Raw genomic sequence first — 16,377 nt, forward strand, 5'->3', positions numbered from 1 at the left:
TGCATCCATTAAATGTAAAAGTGCCTATTTGTAACGATCACTAAAACTATACTCAGGCAGTTCATCCGCCTTCAATAAGGCAAGTGAAATTGTAAAGCCATGAGCATGATCAATGAGAATGTCGCGCGTATTGCCCCCCGAATTCGCCACGGTATTCATCTAAAATGTGATTATCATTTAAAGCGGTTGTCGAACACCGCCATCGCTAAATATGCAGATGCTTTGCGTAAAGTCTCTTTAGCTCGATGAAGTTTACAGTTCTGCCGCCCAAGAACCTTTATCTACTCAGCAACGTCGCTTGATAGACCTGTTTGTGTGCCGTTGTCGATTTCGGACTTCTTAACCCATTCATAGAGTGTCGCTGGCGAACAGTCGAATTTGCAGCAATAGATGAAACCGCACGGATACTTTGGTTCGTAATTCAGCACCACACGAATGACACTTTGGCGAACTTCAGGTAAAACTTGTTCGTTGTCTTCTCATGATGGCTCCATTCTCTCAGAATTTAGAACCTCCCACAAACCCGGAGCGCTTCACTTCTTAATAAAAGTTTGAAGAATACCTGAATACTGAGGTCTTCATACTTAGGATATATTTCAAAAATGCTTTAGCCGTGTGGAATTTATAACTACGGAATATATTAAATTAATATTTTCCATAGTTAATAAATATGTCATTCGAAATTTATCTATTATGATTATTTACTAATTAAAGGTAATTTTAATTCCTCACAAATCTGGCGGATATGCGCTGCGCTTTGTTTGATATAATCAACCGTTTCATCATAATGATAATTCTGGCTGGCCCAACTTGCATAGGTTTCACGATCAGGAAGTTCACCACTTTTAATGCGAGATGAATAATTCGCAACCATTTCAAGATAAGCTGCTTTTTCTTCTGAGGTCAGGTCAGGATGACCTTTCAGCCATTTCGGATCATTAATTTCAATAATCATCTTAGGCGGGGTTCGAGCGCGATCAGCGAAAGATTCATAATTTTCGATCGACAGATTAATGTCGGGCTTTGCTGCAGCAATGATTGGTAAAATTTCGCGGAAATTGACAACCCCCTCGCCACAAGGACGCATTTGGAAGTCCAATACATCACCATCATAGGCAATGAGCGCATCTTTAATATGGGTTTGACGGACATAAGGCGCTACGCGCTTGGCCGACCAAACAGGATGTTCGCCTCTTTGCAAGACGTTTGCCGTATCAAACACAATGCCAGTTGTATCCGCACCAACCGCTTCAACAATACGCACCAACTCAAACGAAGTAATCTCTTCATGTGTTTCAAGGTTCATATGAATACCAAGATCACGCGCAATCGGAGCTAGTTTTTTAAGGAAGCGGATTGTCGCTTCGATCTGTTCATTCCAAGTCACATCCGTGCGGAAGCGGTCATAAGCAAAACGACCCACATAGGCTGCTTTATAGTTAGCTGTCGCAACCCAAAGCTCACGACAATCAATGGCAGCGCAGGCTTCCATCATCCGACGGAAGCCTAAAAGAATATCACCGTCACCAATCATCCGCAGTTCCGGCCCCTCAGGAGTGGCATATGGATTAACTTTACCGAGACCGGTTTCAATATACATACCAAGATCATCGGCGCGCTGGCGAATTTCCTTTAAATAACCATGATCAAGCGTCGGGCTCATGTCCAAAACAGTACGGAAAAACAACCCCTCCATACCCATGGATTGAGCATGGTTAAAACTATCTACAGGACCATACTTTGCCGCTTCAGGAATTTTACGACCATCAACACCGATACGCATCGGCAGTTCTCCTCAAATATTTTTGACTAAATTTTAGCGTGACGCGCAGCTCGACGTGCGCGACCCAATGCCGGATCAGGCACAGGAACGGCGGCAAGAAGCGAACGGGTATATTCATCCTGCGGATGATTGAAGATCGCGTCGCGATCACCCTCTTCGACAATGCGCCCTTTATGCAGAACGACAATCCGTTCGCACAAATGGCGCACGACTGCCAAATCATGCGCAACAAACACAATGGCAAGATCAAGCTTTTCCTGCATATCCTTCAGCAAATTGATCACCTGCGCCTGCACAGATACATCAAGAGCAGCAACAGGCTCATCACACACAAGAATACGCGGGCCAACGGCAAGCGCACGGGCGATTGCAATACGCTGGCGCTGCCCACCGGAAAATGAACGGGTGTAGCGATCCATATCAGATGGGTTAAGCCCGACCATCTCCATGATTTCCCCGACACGTTTGCGACGTGCTGAAATACTGGGTTCAATCTTATGAATAAGCAGTCCTTCGCCGATCAGCTCCTCCACCGTCATGCGGGGATTTAAGCTGCCATACGGGTCTTGAAAAACCATCTGCACATCACGACGAAAACGCTTTAGCTGTTCTCCGCGTGCATTGATAACATCAATCCCATCATAGCTAATCTGTCCTTGTTCCGGCTTGATTAAAGCCATCATGCATTTTGCTATAGTGGATTTTCCAGAGCCGGATTCCCCAACCAAACCAATAGCTTCACCGGCTTTGATATTGATTGTTATATCATGCAGTACTTTCACGGGCGGATTGGGAAAAGCATGATAGGATTTGCTGATACAATCAACTGACATAAGCATGATCAGCCCCTCTTCCCATCAACAAGATGGCATGCAGCGCCATGATTATTGTGAACGTGCAACTGCGGCAGTTCTTTATAACAACGATCAAACCGCTGATCGCAGCGCGGATGAAACGGACAACCATCCGGCCTTGCCGACGGTAAAGGCGGTGCGCCGGGGATGGCAAAAAGTGTGCTGAGCTCTTGGTCAATACGCGGAACAGCCTTGATCAGACCTTGCGAATAAGGATGCTGCGGCTCGGCAAAAACATCGCTGACATCGCCGTCCTCGATAATACGTCCAGAATACATAACCATGACACGCTCGGCAAAGCCTGCCACCACACCCAGATCATGCGTGATGAAAAGAACAGCCAGCCCGCGGCGTGTTGAAACGTCATCCAGAAGATCAAGCACCTGATCCTGCACACGCACATCAAGCGCGGTGGTTGGCTCATCTGCGATAAGCAGCTTCGGCTCTCCGACCAATGCCATTGCCAGCACCACACGCTGGCGCATACCACCTGAAAACTCATGCGGGTAGGAATTCAGCCGTTCAGCGGCGCGGTCAACGCCAAGCTCATCCAGAACAGCAAGAGCCCGCTTTCTTGCCTCTGCCTTACCCACACCACGCAGGCGCAATGTTTCGGCAACCTGATCGCCAATGGTCATCAGCGGGTTGAGAAAGCTCATCGGATCCTGAAACACCATGGCAATAGAGCTGCCGCGCTTCCGGCTCATTTCACGCTCAGAAAGGGACAGTAAATCCGTGCCGTCAAAATCCACCCGACCCGATAATCTGGCCATTTTATCAAGGCGCATCAGCGCGCGGGCGGTCAGAGATTTACCGGAACCGGATTCTCCGACCAATGCAACACGTTCCCCTACTCCGATGTTAAAGCTGATATTATCAACAATACGAACGATATTGGTTTTACCAGCTGCAATATCAACAGTCAGGTTTTCGGCACTGATAAGCGGCTGGCGTTCAAAGCCTTCCAAAGATGTTGTTTTATTCATCTTACTTACCTCTCAGTGAAGGGTCGCGGCGAACCTGAATGATGTCACCTAACAAGCCAAAGGCAATGGAGGTGACCGCAACTGCTGCTCCGGGCATAATCACTGTCCACCATGCAGAAGAAACATAGCCGCGTGCTGCCGCAATGGTTGCGCCCCACTCCGCACTTGGCGGTTGTGCACCCACACCAATAAAAGAGAGACTTGCCAGAACAAGAACGGTGGCACCAATATCACTGGCCCATTTGACGATCAAAACATCGAGTGAATTAGGCAAAACATGTTTGACCATTAAACGGAAGCGGGAAACACCGAGCACTTGCGCGCCTGCTACAAACGGCTGCTCCATTGTCTGCCGCATAATACCGCGCAGCAAACGTGCAGTAATCGGCCAGCCTGTAATTGCCATAGCGATAATCGCTGAACGCAGGCTTGGCCCCATTGCAGACGCAAAGCCCAGAGCAACAATCATACCAGGCAGTGCCAAACCTATATCGGTTATTCTCATCAATCCTTCATCCAGCCAACGCGGGCCTGATGCGGCAATGGTTGCAACGGCAACGCCGATAATGGAATAAAGCGTAACGACCAGAAAAGCTGAGAGCAGCGTTGGTTGCGCACCGGCAACCAATCGCCAGAACACATCCCGCCCCTGATCATCAGTTCCAAGCCAATGTTCCGAGCTTGGCGGTAATAGGGAGTTTACAATATCGGATCGGTAAATGCTTTCCGGTGCGATAAACGGACCAATCAAAGCAACGATCAAAAGCATTAAAACGACTGCAAACACAAACAATTCGAATAATGTAAATTGCTGCTTGCGACTGGCCGCAGGTTTTGTAGCGACAACTGATGCGGTCATTGGGTTTGACTCCCTAACTGACTGGCGCGGATACGCGGATCGACAAGGATTTGCAGCAGGTCAACAACAAGATTAACCAGACACACAACTGTCCCGATGAACATGACAGAGCCAAGGACTGCGAAAGAATCTTTTTGCGCAACAGCTTCAAACATGTAGGCACCAATGCCGCGGCGAGCGAAAACAGTTTCAACCAACACTGCAGAGCCGATCATGGCGCCCGCTTGCGTACCCGATAAGGTCAACACAGGATTGATACTGTTTGGCAAGGCATGACGCACAAGCATATGGCGTGAACTGGCACCTTTTGCCCTCACCGCCACGATGAAATCTGAGCGTAATACACCAAGCAATGACGCTCTTAATGTACGGAAAATCTGGGTCGCAAAAAGTGCTGCCAGAACAGAAGCCGGCAGAATGATGTGATGCAATGCATCAGTGAAACCGGTGAAATTACCAGCCAGTATGGCGTCGAGTGTTGGAGCACCGGTGACATTGGGTGAAGAAACACCAAATCTTTGTTGTCCTGAAATAGGAACAACACGCCATACACTGCCCATGACATATTGCAACACCAGAGCGAGCCAGAAAGCAGGCATACCGCCGAGCATTGATGCGCCGACACGGCAAATCATATCAAAGACGCCACCTTGCCGGTAAGCCGCAATAATACCAACCGGTATTGCAACCAGCAGATTAAGAACCATTGCAAAGAAAACAAGTTCCAGCGTACTCGGCAGAACTCTTTCCAGATCGGACAGAACCGGCTGCAATGTTACAATCGAGGTGCCAAGATCGCCGTGCAACAAGCGGCCAAGAAATTTGAAATATTGAATGATGACCGGAGCATCAAGTCCCAGTCTCTCTCTAACTGCCTCAATTTGCGCAGGTGATGCATCAGGACCGGCGGCCATCTGAGCTTCATCACCCGGCATCATCTTGATCATCAGAAAGACGAGAGTAGCCAGTCCCCATAGGGTTAGGATAACTAGCCCGAGACGACGGGCTAGAAACCATGTATAAGCACGCAAAGACAACATGGTCATGCGCCTCAAGGCTTAGCAAGGCGGAAATCCGCCGGTGCAACCGGTGTGACATGCATGCTGGCATTGATACCGGCCAGTGCTTCAACGCGGTAAGCAGAAGCTTTATAAACACCATACATATCAATCATCACTGAATCCTGATCGAGTATGGTCTGAACCTGCTTATAAATATCGCAACGTTTTGCTTCATCTGCCGTCACCATTGCTTCATCGAGCAACTTATCGACTTCTTTATTATTATAGCCGGTGCGGTTCGTTCCAATCGCATCCGACTTATAACCTTTAGTCAGCATAAGCCCGACATCCGGCAGCTGGGCAAAATCTTCAAGCAGCATCATCTGCGGAATGGAATTAGGGTCTTTCAGGCTTGCCAGCCAGTTCGGATAGGCAATTGGCTTCAATTCCACTTCAATGCCGATATCGCGCATATTGGATTGGAAAAGAGTTGCTTCCTGTTTTTGCAATTCAAATACCGGCTGAAAACTCAGCTCAAATTTTGTGCCTGATGCTCCAGCCTCTGCTAGCAATGCTTTAGCTGCTTCCAGATCCTGTTTAACCTCAGCTAATTCCGGACGACAGTTTAAACGCGCAGGCACAGGGCCATTCGCCAAGGCGCCATTTCCGCCGCGAATACTTCTTAAACCACCCGCATAATCATAAACCATCCGCAAAGCTTTACGTACTTTTGGATCTGCGGTTGGGCCCACTTGCGTATTAAAGAGAATTTCAGTTTGGTAGCTGGTATTAATCGGCACGACTTTCAATGCCGGATCACTTTCCATCGACGCTGCATCACGATCAGTATATGTGAAGCCGACATCAATATTTCCGGCGCGCAATTCGTCACGGCGTGTCGAGCTTTCATCAATGCGTCTGAACACAATGGATAGTGGACGGCCTTCTGCCGGAGCCCAATATTCGTCAAAGATATCAATGACAACAGCCTGGCTTTGATCTCCCAGAATATAAGGCCCTGAGCCCGCTTCATTGCCCTGCAACCATGCCTGTCCGTCATCGCTGCCTTTGTTGGCCTCAACCAGAGCAGAATTGAGAATATAAACTTTACTTAAAGAAGACAGAAATAATGTGTTTGGTTCACTGAGCTGAATGGTGAGATGGGTGTCATCAGTCACTGTCGTAGCTTCATAGCCTTCAACAAAAGAAGCAACACCAATACCCAATCGCTTCAAACGATCCAATGTATAAGCAACATCTTTGGCCGTGAGTACTGTGCCATCATGAAACTTCACATCTGGGCGCAGTGTAATCTCAATGGATTTTGCATCATCACTATAGGCGTATTTTTCAGCCAGACTGCCGACAAGCGTCGTGTCATCATATGTGACAAGCGTATCATACAAAGCACTGACAATAGTATTGGTTTGATTATAATCCGCGCGCAACGGGTCTAATGTATTTACCTGACCGCCGACACCGACAATGATTGTCTGCGAACGCTCCGCTGAAACAGCCGGAGATGAAACACCGGCAATGAGTGCCAAGGCAAGACCGCAAGCGACAGCGCCTGATTTCAAACGGCTGACCGGTGAAATAGCAGTGCTGGATAAGAAATTACGCATAAACTTCCTCCCGTTTATGATCGATATTAGAAAATCGATAATTCATTCCCGATTTAGATCGTATCCGATTTATTTTTACATTGATACATAAAATTAAATTTATCTAGCACTTTTTTACATGGAACAGCCTTCTTGCCCATAAAAAACAAGAAAAATAGACCTCCCAGGACGACAACCAATCAATAAAATTAAATATCGTATCCAAAATAACTATTGTTTACGATACAATAATGTGTGTAAATCGTTAAAAAGGTGGAAAGCCGTATATTCGAATCTCAATCAGCAAAATCTATGAGGAAACCGATGCGTCGCTTGCTCGTCATCAATCCCAACACTTCTGCCAGCGTGACAGAAAAAATCGAGACTCTGGTCAAAGAAGAAACCAACAACCAGATTTTGGTTGAGACCGTAACGGCAGATTTTGGCTTCAGCTATATTTCATCCAGAACCGCAACTGCTATCGCCGCCCATGCGGTTCTGGATGCCGCCGCCCGTGCGATTGCAGAAAAAACAACGCCTGATGCGATCTTACTTGCCTGTTTTGGTGATCCCGGTCGTGAAGCCTTGGAAGAAATGACAGGCTTGCCGGTTATAGGCTTTGCTGAGGCTGGTCTGCTGGCGGCATCTGAATTATCCAGTCAATCGCTAGTGATGACGAATGGTGCAATCTGGTGTGACATGCTGTGGGAACTGATCTTAAAACTCGGCATCTCAGACCGGATTGCAGGCGTTCACTCTATCGAAAATGTTGCCAATGACCCGGCCTTAATTGCGCGATATGTTTCAAGCGAAGCAGAAAAAGCGGGTGTGGATCGTGTCATTTTGGGGGGCGCAGGCTTAATTCCGTATTTGCCCGAAGTCATTGCACAGGCGAGCGTTTGCGTCATTGATCCGCACCGGATTGCCATCCAAAAAGCAGTTGCTTTGGCCAATGCGCATGAGCCGGCAACAAGCGAGCAGGATCACAGCCTAACCGATGGCAAGATGAATATTAAGGGTTTGTCCCCGCTGCTAACGGCCGCTTTAAAAGGCGCTTAAATGCCGTAATGCCAAACAACTTGGCATTACATATTTCATGGCCGGAATATCTGACAGAAAGGTTTGCAGCTTATGCTGCAAACCTTTCAGTTACTTGAATGCGTGCAAGTGCTTCCACCTCACGATAGGTGACTGCCAGCTCAGTCTCTAAGTCTGTCAGAAGCCGCTCCTCCAGACCTGCCAATAAAGTTGCCGTTGTATAATGACGCACAACAAAAATAGCATCAAAGCCAAATTTTTGTTTATAAGCCTGCAATAATTCCAGCAATCTATGCTGCTGTTTAGCTGTCATTGCATCGATACGTCTGGCATCTTTTTCGTCTGCAACAATTTCCGTCTCAGCAATTTTATCATCAAGCCGCGTATAGGCTTTGAGGATATGTTTTTTCTCCTCAATGCTCGCCGCTCTGAACTGGCAGCGAAGCGCAAAAAACAATCCATACGGGCTGTCATTGGCAGGCCCAAGCTCGCTCTCAAAGGCACGTTCCGTAATTGCCTCACCATTGCGGAAGCAATCACCAAATTTTTCAAGAAACTCCGTTTTTGAAAGCTTGGAAGGCAAGAGCTTTGGCGCAATATATGGCTGGGTGGCTGCCCAATGACGTGCAATCTCCACACGTTTGGCAATCCAGACTTTGTCATGGCTTTGCACATATTCTATGAAGCGTTTTAAAGCAGCAATACGACCCGCACGTCCGACTAAGCGGCAATGAAGCCCGATAGAAAACATCTTTGGTCTGCCGGCTGCACCCTCGGCATAAAGATAATCAAAACTGTCTTTGAGATAATTGAAGAATTGCTCACCCGAATTAAAGCCGTTGGCAGTGCCAAACCGCATATCATTGGCTTCCAGCGTATAAGGAATAATCAATTGCGGCTTGTCCTGATGCACACGCCAATAAGGTAAATCATCGTCATATGTATCAGAAATATATTCAAAGCCGCCGACTTCGGAAACAATATCAACCGTATTAAGCGAGCAGCGGCCGGTGTACCAACCCGCAGGTTTTTCACCAGTTGCTATTTCATGGCCACGCACAGCTTCTTCTACCTGCTGACGTTCCAGAGCTTCGGGCATATCCTTGTGCTCAACCCATTTATTGCCGTGGCAAGCAATTTCCCAATCTGCATTTTGCATGGCTTGCAGTTGTTCCGGCGAACGCATCAAAGCTGTTGTTACACCAAATACAGTGACCGGAACATTCAGCTCGGTAAAAAGGCGATGCAAACGCCAAAACCCAGCGCGTGCGCCATATTCATAGATGGATTCCATGTTCCAATGGCGCTGCCCTTCCCATGGAACAGCTCCCGGAATTTCGGAAAGAAAAGCTTCACAAACCGGATCCCCATGAAGAATATTATTCTCACCGCCCTCCTCATAATTCAGGACAAATTGCACGGCAATATTGGCATTGCCCGGCCAATTGGCATGAGGTGTAGTTTCTCCATACCCGATCATATTGCGCGGATAACGCATAAGTTTCCCTCCGATAATTATAATTTCACGGCTTTTTTCATACCAATGGCTGCGACTGATAAAAGAACAAAAACATCGCCAACCGCATTATTGAATACAATCTCGTATTAAAAATATATTGTCAATGTATCCAATTTATGGAATCATTGGATAAACAATAAATGGGATTCAAATGACTAAGCAAAATTATCATCAGCACTCTTCCGGCTTCTCCATTCATCCTGCCCTGCATCAATTCGTTGAAAAAGAGTTGTTGCCTGCTGTTCGCATCGAAGCCGATGCTTTCTGGAACGGCCTGACCTCCATCCTGACTGATCTGACACCGCGCCATCATGAATTGCTGGCGATCAGAGATGATTTACAAAACAAAATTGATGCCTGGCATATTGCCCGTAAAGGTCAGCCGCATGATGCAGCTGCCTATCAGGCATTTTTGCGTGAAATCGGTTATCTGGTTGAAGCACCGGCCGCCGACGCTTATCAGGTCGCCACTAAAAATGTTGATGCCGAAATTGCAACATTGTCCGGCCCTCAGCTTGTCGTCCCCATTTCCAATGCCCGTTATGCACTCAATGCAGCCAATGCACGTTGGGGCTCACTTTATGATGCGCTTTACGGTACAAATGTTATTGCGGAAGATGCTGCAATCCAAGCTTCCAAAGGCTATAATCCGCAGCGCGGCGCACACGTCATTGCTTATGCGCGTGATTTTCTTGATGCAACAGCACCGCTCAGCACTGGTAGCCATAAAGATGCAACCAGCTATATTGTCGAAGGAAACAAGCTGCTGGTGACATTGATTGACGGTCACATTGCGAGCCTGAAAGATGTGACACAGCTTGCTGGATATACCGGCTCGCGCCATGCTCCAGCCAGCATTTTACTTGCTAATAACGGCCTGCATGTTGAAATCATTTTTGACCATGAAAGTGAGATCGGCAAAGACGATACAGCCGGTATCGCCGATATCATTCTGGAATCTGCGATTTCAACCATCATGGATCTGGAAGATTCTGTTGCTGCTGTCGATGCTGATGATAAAGTTGCCGCTTATCGCAACTGGCTGGGCTTAATGACGGGAACACTTTCCGCATCTATTACTAAAAACAATGCCAGTTTTGAACGCCGCCTTCATGACGACCGCACCTACACAACGCCAAGTGGCGGAACGCTGACGCTTCATGGCCGCTCGTTAATGCTCATCCGCAATGTTGGTCATCATATGTTTACCGATGCCATTCTGGATGCAAGTGGCAATGAAGTTCCCGAAGCAATTCTTGACGCTGCAATTACGGTTGCCAGTGCTTTGCCCGATATTCGTGGTGAAAACAAACATCGCAACAGCCGCACCGGATTGGTCTATGTCGTCAAACCAAAAATGCACGGACCGGACGAAGTCGGCCTTTCTGATTTATTATTCAAACGCATCGAAGAATTACTTGATCTGCCACGCTATACGATGAAAATCGGCGTGATGGATGAAGAGCGCCGCACTTCGCTCAATCTTGCTGCTTGTCTTTCCAAGGTCAGAGATCGCACCGCTTTCATCAATACCGGCTTCCTTGATCGCACCGGCGATGAAATTCACACTGATATGGAAGCAGGCCCGATGGTTCGTAAAGGCGAAATGAAAAACGCCGTCTGGATCAAAGCCTATGAAGACAATAATGTCGATGTGGGCATTGCCCGCAATCTGCCGGGGCGCGCGCAGATCGGCAAAGGCATGTGGGCTGCTTTGGACCTGATGGACGGACTGGTTAAAGAAAAAATCGGCCATCCACGCTCTGGTGCTTCAACCGCATGGGTTCCTTCACCAACAGCCGCTACGCTTCATGCTATCCATTATCATCAAGTGGATGTAAGAGCAGAGCAGGCAAAATTGCGTGGCAATCCACGCGATACATTCAATGATCTGCTTACCTTGCCAATTGCAACGCACAGCTATTCCGCCAGCGAAATTCAGGAAGAGCTGGAAAACAATCTTCAGGGCATTCTTGGTTATGTTGTGCGCTGGGTAGATCAGGGCGTTGGCTGTTCTGCCGTGCCGGATTCAAGCGATATCCGCCTGATGGAAGACCGTGCCACTCTGCGTATTTCCAGCCAGCATGTCGCCAACTGGCTGCATCACGGCCTTATCACGGAAACACAAATCAGTGATACATTGCGTCGTATGGCAGAGGTGGTTGACCGCCAAAACAGCAATGATGCATCTTATCGCCCTATGGCACCGAATTTTGATGGCCCTGCCTTCAAAGCAGCTGCCGATCTTGTCTTTAAAGGTCGTACTCAACCTAATGGCTACACTGAAACAATCTTGACAGCCCGCCGTCGCGAAGCAAAGCTCTCGTCATGAAGTAATCGATAAGCCGCCGCCGGATTATCACTTCCGGCGGCTCCGATACCATAAAAATGGTTGTTATACGGAGTGGAGAGACATCCTGTGACGAATTCTTTCATCTCTTATATTTCTGATGAGCTGGACACATTAAAATCATCAGGACTTTATAAGTCCGAGCGTGTCATAACATCGATGCAGGCCGTCAATATCGAAGTGGCCGGCGGGCAAAAGGTTCTGAACTTTTGCGCCAACAATTATCTCGGTCTGGCTGACAATGCTGATATCCGCAAAGCGGCTCAGGCAGCGCTGGATCGCTATGGCTATGGCATGGCATCAGTGCGATTTATTTGCGGCACCCAAGAAGAGCACAAACAGCTGGAAGCCAGAATTTCCAGTTTTCTTGGTATGGAAGATACCATCCTCTATAGCTCCTGCTTTGATGCCAATACCGGTTTGTTTGAAACATTGCTTGGCGAAGAAGACGCGATTATTTCGGATGCACTCAACCACGCATCCATTATTGACGGCGTTCGCCTGTCAAAAGCAAAGCGCTTTCGTTATGCCAATAATGATATGGCTTCACTCGAAGAAGAGCTTAAAAAAGCTGAAGGTTGCCGTTTCAAACTGATCGCTACCGATGGCGTTTTTTCCATGGATGGCATTATCGCCAATCTTCAGGGCATTTGTGATCTTGCCGATAAATATAATGCCATGGTCATGGTTGATGACAGCCATGCAGTTGGCTTTGTGGGCAAAAATGGTCGTGGTTCGGCTGAATATTGTGGTGTTGAAGGCCGCATCGATATTATCACCGGAACTTTGGGCAAAGCTTTAGGCGGCGCATCCGGTGGTTATACGTCGGCAAAAGCGCCTGTCATTGATTGGTTACGCCAACGCTCGCGCCCTTATTTATTTTCCAACACATTAATGCCGACCATTGCCGCAGCATCGCTTAAAGTTTTCGATATCATCGAAAATGGTGACGGCTTGCGCCAGCAGCTCATTCGTAATGCCCAGCATTTCCGCAGTGAAATGACCAAACTCGGCTTTACCCTAGCTGGTGCCGATCATCCGATCATACCCGTCATGCTAGGCGATGCCACAATAGCACAGGCAATGGCAGCCAAAATGTTGGAGCGCGGCATTTATGTCATCGGTTTTTCTTTCCCTGTTGTTCCAAAAGGGCAAGCCCGTATCCGTACACAAATGTCAGCCACCCACACTATCGCAGATATCGACTACACCGTGGCGATGTTTGGCGAGGTTGGCAAAAAACTCGGTATAATTTGATCCCTTCAGTGTAATCACTGCAAGGCACTCTCCAAGGAGAACAGCATGTCGAATATGATGCGCGCACTGGTCAAAGCTAAAGCGGAACCGGGCATTTGGATGGAACAGGTTCCTATTCCGGATGTCGGCCCTAATGACGTTCTTATTAAAGTAAAAAAATCCGCTATTTGCGGCACTGACGTTCATATTTACAATTGGGATGAGTGGGCACAAAAAACTGTCCCCGTTCCGATGGTCACCGGCCATGAGTTTGTCGGTACAATTGCCGATGTTGGTTCTGCCGTCAGCGAATATAAAATCGGGCAGCGTGTTTCGGGTGAAGGTCATATCGTTTGCGGACATTGTCGCAATTGTCGTGCCGGACGCGGTCATCTATGCCGTAATACATTAGGTGTCGGCGTCAATAGACCGGGTTCATTTGCTGAATATGTTGCAATTCCTCAACATAATGTCGTTGCTATTCCTGATGATGTGCCGGATGAAATTGCCGCGATCTTTGATCCTCTCGGCAATGCAGTTCACACAGCTCTTTCCTTTGATCTTGTTGGCGAGGATGTGCTTGTCACAGGTGCCGGCCCCATCGGAATTATGGGCGCATTGATAGCGCAATCTGTTGGCGCTCGAAAAGTGGTGATTACGGATCTCAATCCTGTCAGACTTGATTTGGCCCGTAAACTTGGGGTGCGTCATGTCGTGGATGCTTCAAAGGAAAATCTGCGCGAAGTTATGAATAGTATCGGTATGACTGAGGGGTTTGATGTCGGGTTGGAAATGTCCGGTGCTGCGCCCGCCTTTCGGGATATGATTGATACGATGAATAATGGTGGTAAAATTGCAATCCTCGGCATTGCGCCAACGGGTTTTTCCATCGACTGGAACAAAGTCATTTTCAAAATGCTACACCTGAAAGGCATTTACGGTCGTGAAATGTTCGAGACCTGGTATAAAATGATTGCCTTGGTGCAAGGCCCTCTCGATGTTTCAGGTTTGATTACACACCGCATCAGCATTGATGATTATGAGGCAGGCTTTGAAGCCATGCGCAGTGGCAATTCAGGCAAGGTGGTTATGGACTGGTAACAGTGCCGTAATGTCCGACATGGGCATCTAAGCTGTTTCTAATACGAAATAACCTTTGATTGAATGCAATGAACTTGCCATACCGTATTGGAAAACTTGTGCAAATGTGCCATCAATTACGTTTAAATAAAGGAAGTTCAAGCAAAATTAAGGCTCTATGACCGCTACTCGTACGAACTTCATTTTTCAACTTAACAGCTCATGGAGATAGGGCGCTCAAACAGCCCGATCTCCCATAAGTGATTGGACGACGGTATGGCCAAGGGTCAAAAAACAGAAGACGAAAACGCCGAAGGAAAAAACGCCGGCTCAAAAATCGATGTGATTTGTGAGGCGCTTTCGCAAGCAATCCTTGCTCGTGAATTGCAACCCGGTATGAAGCTTAGTGAAGAATCCATCGGCGTTCTTTTCTCAGTCAGCCGCACTGTCGTCCGCGCTGCCCTCAACCGTTTACACAGCGAAGCCCTCGTCGAGTTTCGCCAAAACCGCGGTGCCTTTGTAGCCAGCACAACACCTGAAGAAGCGCGGGAAGTGTTTGAAGCGCGGATTGCGATTGAGCGGGAAATTTTTACAAAACTCGCCACCATTATCAATGATAGCCAGATTAAAATTCTGGAGCAGCATTTAGCGAAAGAGCATGAAGTTCACCACTCAGGTGACCATGCTGCCGCTATTCTTCTGTCCGGTGATTTCCACATGCTGGCTGCGGATATGGCACAAAATCAAGTGCTTTCAGGCTTTTTGAAAGTGCTGATTTCACGCACATCACTGATCCTTGCGCAACATAGTACGCATCAGGAAACCGACTGTAGTCTTGATGAGCATGTCGCCATTATCAACGCTTTGCGCGCCCGCGATTCTCAAGCGAGTGCAGAAGCCATCGTGGATCACCTCGAACAGGTTTTTGAGATGGCCAATATTGGTAAAACCAAACGCACTAAACGCTCATTGGACGAAATTCTTAAGCGGTTTGTATAGAGTTACGATACGATTACTATTGATTTTGTATCCAATTTGTGGAAGCCTCAAGTACAGGATTTATTCTTGCTGATATAAACCTAAACTTGAGGACACCATGACAGGCATTGTAAAAAGCTCACTGCCAGACGCGCAAAATCTGAGTGCCATCCAAGCATTACAACTGGCAGCGGATATGAAGCTCAGTGGTGTGTTTTTTGGCTCCTTGTTTGATATCAGCCCTGAACTGGATCAGGCAGAACTGGCTGCATTTCACGACAAAGCAAAAGAGCTTGGCCTTAATGCCTCTGTCATGCTCGGCTTTCTCAATCCTGCGCTTCCCTTCAGATCAGAAGCAGTATCAAAACTGGCAAACGGCGACCTTGATAAAGGCATTGCAAAGTTGATCAGGGCTGCGGCTTTGGCCGGCATTCATGACCCGATGTTTGTGATCGGCATGATCGAAGAGCGCTTTGATGAAACAATTAGCTGGCAGCAACAGCTTGATGCAGTTGCCCAGATGATTAAGCAAGCAGCGCCTGTGCTTCGGGAGTGTCAGTCCCGCCTCATCCTCAAAACCCATGAAGAGATAACCACTGCTGAAGTTGTTGATCTGGTTAAGCATGTTGGTGAGGATTTACTTGGTGTAGCCTATGATCCGGTCAATGTTGTTTGCCGTATGGAAGATCCGGTTGCAGCGGCACGACGTGTCGCCCCTTATGTACATTCGCTTTATATTGATGACTGTATTGTGCGCTTTCAAGATGGCGGCATACGGCGTTTCCTTGCTCCTTTAGGTCAAGGTTACATTGATTGGCCAGCGATAACCGCCTTGATGCCCGATGCGCGCCGCTGGCTTGAAATGCATCGTGGTCAGTTTGCCATGCCCGTCTTTGATCAAGGCTGGCTTGCGGCACAACCAGAGATAAAACTGGAAGAATATGCCTCCGTTCTTGAGATGGCAGCCCGTTTTGGCAATCAGGAAGTGACTTGGGATCAAGCTGCTCACACCGAGCGTTTGCCGCAAGCTTTGCAACAATTCGTTCTTCAATAATTTATGTATGAAATGCTGTGTTAAAGGAGCCGGTT

General features: G+C 47.7%; 13 protein-coding genes. 6 read left to right on the top strand and 7 right to left on the bottom strand.

Features of this window, described 5'->3' with window-relative positions; genetic code table 11:
* Nucleotides 1-697: 697 nt before the first annotated feature.
* The 6 genes from ABDZ76_RS15860 to ABDZ76_RS15885 are packed head-to-tail and all read right to left on the bottom strand — an operon-like array spanning nt 698 to nt 7,108.
* Nucleotides 698-1,783: a sugar phosphate isomerase/epimerase family protein gene (locus ABDZ76_RS15860; RefSeq protein WP_343807705.1), complete on the bottom strand. Its 1,086-nt coding sequence runs from the start codon at nt 1,781-1,783 to the stop codon at nt 698-700.
* A gap of 26 nt (nt 1,784-1,809) precedes the next feature.
* Nucleotides 1,810-2,622: an ATP-binding cassette domain-containing protein gene (locus ABDZ76_RS15865; RefSeq protein WP_343807707.1), complete on the bottom strand. Its 813-nt coding sequence runs from the start codon at nt 2,620-2,622 to the stop codon at nt 1,810-1,812.
* A 2-nt stretch (nt 2,623-2,624) separates the two neighbouring features.
* Nucleotides 2,625-3,623: an ABC transporter ATP-binding protein gene (locus ABDZ76_RS15870; RefSeq protein WP_343807710.1), complete on the bottom strand. Its 999-nt coding sequence runs from the start codon at nt 3,621-3,623 to the stop codon at nt 2,625-2,627.
* A gap of 1 nt (nt 3,624) precedes the next feature.
* Nucleotides 3,625-4,482, bottom strand: a complete 858-nt coding sequence (locus ABDZ76_RS15875; protein WP_343807713.1) for an ABC transporter permease — start codon at nt 4,480-4,482, stop codon at nt 3,625-3,627.
* Nucleotides 4,479-5,528, bottom strand: coding sequence for an ABC transporter permease (locus ABDZ76_RS15880; RefSeq protein WP_343807716.1), 1,050 nt, complete (start codon nt 5,526-5,528; stop codon nt 4,479-4,481). Before ABDZ76_RS15880 ends, ABDZ76_RS15875 begins: the two co-directional genes overlap by 4 nt.
* 5 nt (nt 5,529-5,533) lie before the next feature.
* Nucleotides 5,534-7,108: an ABC transporter substrate-binding protein gene (locus ABDZ76_RS15885; RefSeq protein ID WP_343807719.1), complete on the bottom strand. Its 1,575-nt coding sequence runs from the start codon at nt 7,106-7,108 to the stop codon at nt 5,534-5,536.
* 291 nt (nt 7,109-7,399) lie between these two features.
* Here ABDZ76_RS15885 and ABDZ76_RS15890 point away from each other — a divergent pair, with 291 nt between their 5' ends.
* Nucleotides 7,400-8,146 carry an aspartate/glutamate racemase family protein gene (locus ABDZ76_RS15890; protein ID WP_343807722.1) on the top strand — a complete coding sequence of 249 codons (747 nt, stop codon included), beginning with the start codon at nt 7,400-7,402 and terminating at the stop codon, nt 8,144-8,146.
* Nucleotides 8,147-8,216: 70 nt separating this feature from the next.
* Here the strand turns inward: ABDZ76_RS15890 and puuE are convergent, their stop codons facing one another.
* The gene (gene puuE, locus ABDZ76_RS15895) at nt 8,217-9,623 is read right to left on the bottom strand and encodes an allantoinase PuuE (protein ID WP_343807725.1); all 1,407 of its coding nucleotides are present in this window, start codon (nt 9,621-9,623) and stop codon (nt 8,217-8,219) included.
* A 172-nt stretch (nt 9,624-9,795) separates the two neighbouring features.
* Here puuE and ABDZ76_RS15900 point away from each other — a divergent pair, with 172 nt between their 5' ends.
* The 5 genes from ABDZ76_RS15900 to ABDZ76_RS15920 all read left to right on the top strand — a co-directional run bounded on the left by ABDZ76_RS15900 (nt 9,796) and on the right by ABDZ76_RS15920 (nt 16,342).
* Nucleotides 9,796-11,976, top strand: a complete 2,181-nt coding sequence (locus ABDZ76_RS15900) for a malate synthase G (RefSeq protein WP_343807728.1) — start codon at nt 9,796-9,798, stop codon at nt 11,974-11,976.
* A gap of 87 nt (nt 11,977-12,063) precedes the next feature.
* On the top strand, nt 12,064-13,251 hold the full coding sequence (locus ABDZ76_RS15905) for a glycine C-acetyltransferase (protein ID WP_343807731.1): 1,188 nt from the start codon (nt 12,064-12,066) through the stop codon (nt 13,249-13,251).
* A gap of 45 nt (nt 13,252-13,296) precedes the next feature.
* Nucleotides 13,297-14,331, top strand: a complete 1,035-nt coding sequence (gene tdh, locus ABDZ76_RS15910; RefSeq protein ID WP_343807734.1) for an L-threonine 3-dehydrogenase — start codon at nt 13,297-13,299, stop codon at nt 14,329-14,331.
* Between the two features lie 255 nt (nt 14,332-14,586).
* Nucleotides 14,587-15,309: a GntR family transcriptional regulator gene (locus ABDZ76_RS15915; protein WP_343807737.1), complete on the top strand. Its 723-nt coding sequence runs from the start codon at nt 14,587-14,589 to the stop codon at nt 15,307-15,309.
* Nucleotides 15,310-15,406: 97 nt separating this feature from the next.
* Nucleotides 15,407-16,342 (top strand): sugar phosphate isomerase/epimerase family protein, encoded by a 936-nt coding sequence (locus ABDZ76_RS15920; RefSeq protein ID WP_343807740.1) that lies wholly within the window; start codon nt 15,407-15,409, stop codon nt 16,340-16,342.
* Nucleotides 16,343-16,377: the final 35 nt, after the last annotated feature.

The organism is Paenochrobactrum glaciei (assembly GCF_039522165.1).
GTDB lineage: Bacteria > Pseudomonadota > Alphaproteobacteria > Rhizobiales > Rhizobiaceae > Paenochrobactrum > Paenochrobactrum glaciei.

Coding starts and splice junctions, on each gene's coding strand:
- ABDZ76_RS15900 (WP_343807728.1), top strand. CDS start 9,796: ATGACTAAGCAAAATTATCATCAGCACTCTTCCGGCTTCTCCATTCAT.
- ABDZ76_RS15870 (WP_343807710.1), bottom strand. CDS start 3,623: ATGAATAAAACAACATCTTTGGAAGGCTTTGAACGCCAGCCGCTTATC.
- tdh (WP_343807734.1), top strand. CDS start 13,297: ATGTCGAATATGATGCGCGCACTGGTCAAAGCTAAAGCGGAACCGGGC.
- ABDZ76_RS15920 (WP_343807740.1), top strand. CDS start 15,407: ATGACAGGCATTGTAAAAAGCTCACTGCCAGACGCGCAAAATCTGAGT.
- ABDZ76_RS15880 (WP_343807716.1), bottom strand. CDS start 5,528: ATGACCATGTTGTCTTTGCGTGCTTATACATGGTTTCTAGCCCGTCGT.
- ABDZ76_RS15915 (WP_343807737.1), top strand. CDS start 14,587: ATGGCCAAGGGTCAAAAAACAGAAGACGAAAACGCCGAAGGAAAAAAC.
- ABDZ76_RS15865 (WP_343807707.1), bottom strand. CDS start 2,622: ATGCTTATGTCAGTTGATTGTATCAGCAAATCCTATCATGCTTTTCCC.
- ABDZ76_RS15885 (WP_343807719.1), bottom strand. CDS start 7,108: ATGCGTAATTTCTTATCCAGCACTGCTATTTCACCGGTCAGCCGTTTG.
- ABDZ76_RS15875 (WP_343807713.1), bottom strand. CDS start 4,482: ATGACCGCATCAGTTGTCGCTACAAAACCTGCGGCCAGTCGCAAGCAG.
- ABDZ76_RS15860 (WP_343807705.1), bottom strand. CDS start 1,783: ATGCGTATCGGTGTTGATGGTCGTAAAATTCCTGAAGCGGCAAAGTAT.
- ABDZ76_RS15890 (WP_343807722.1), top strand. CDS start 7,400: ATGAGGAAACCGATGCGTCGCTTGCTCGTCATCAATCCCAACACTTCT.
- puuE (WP_343807725.1), bottom strand. CDS start 9,623: ATGCGTTATCCGCGCAATATGATCGGGTATGGAGAAACTACACCTCAT.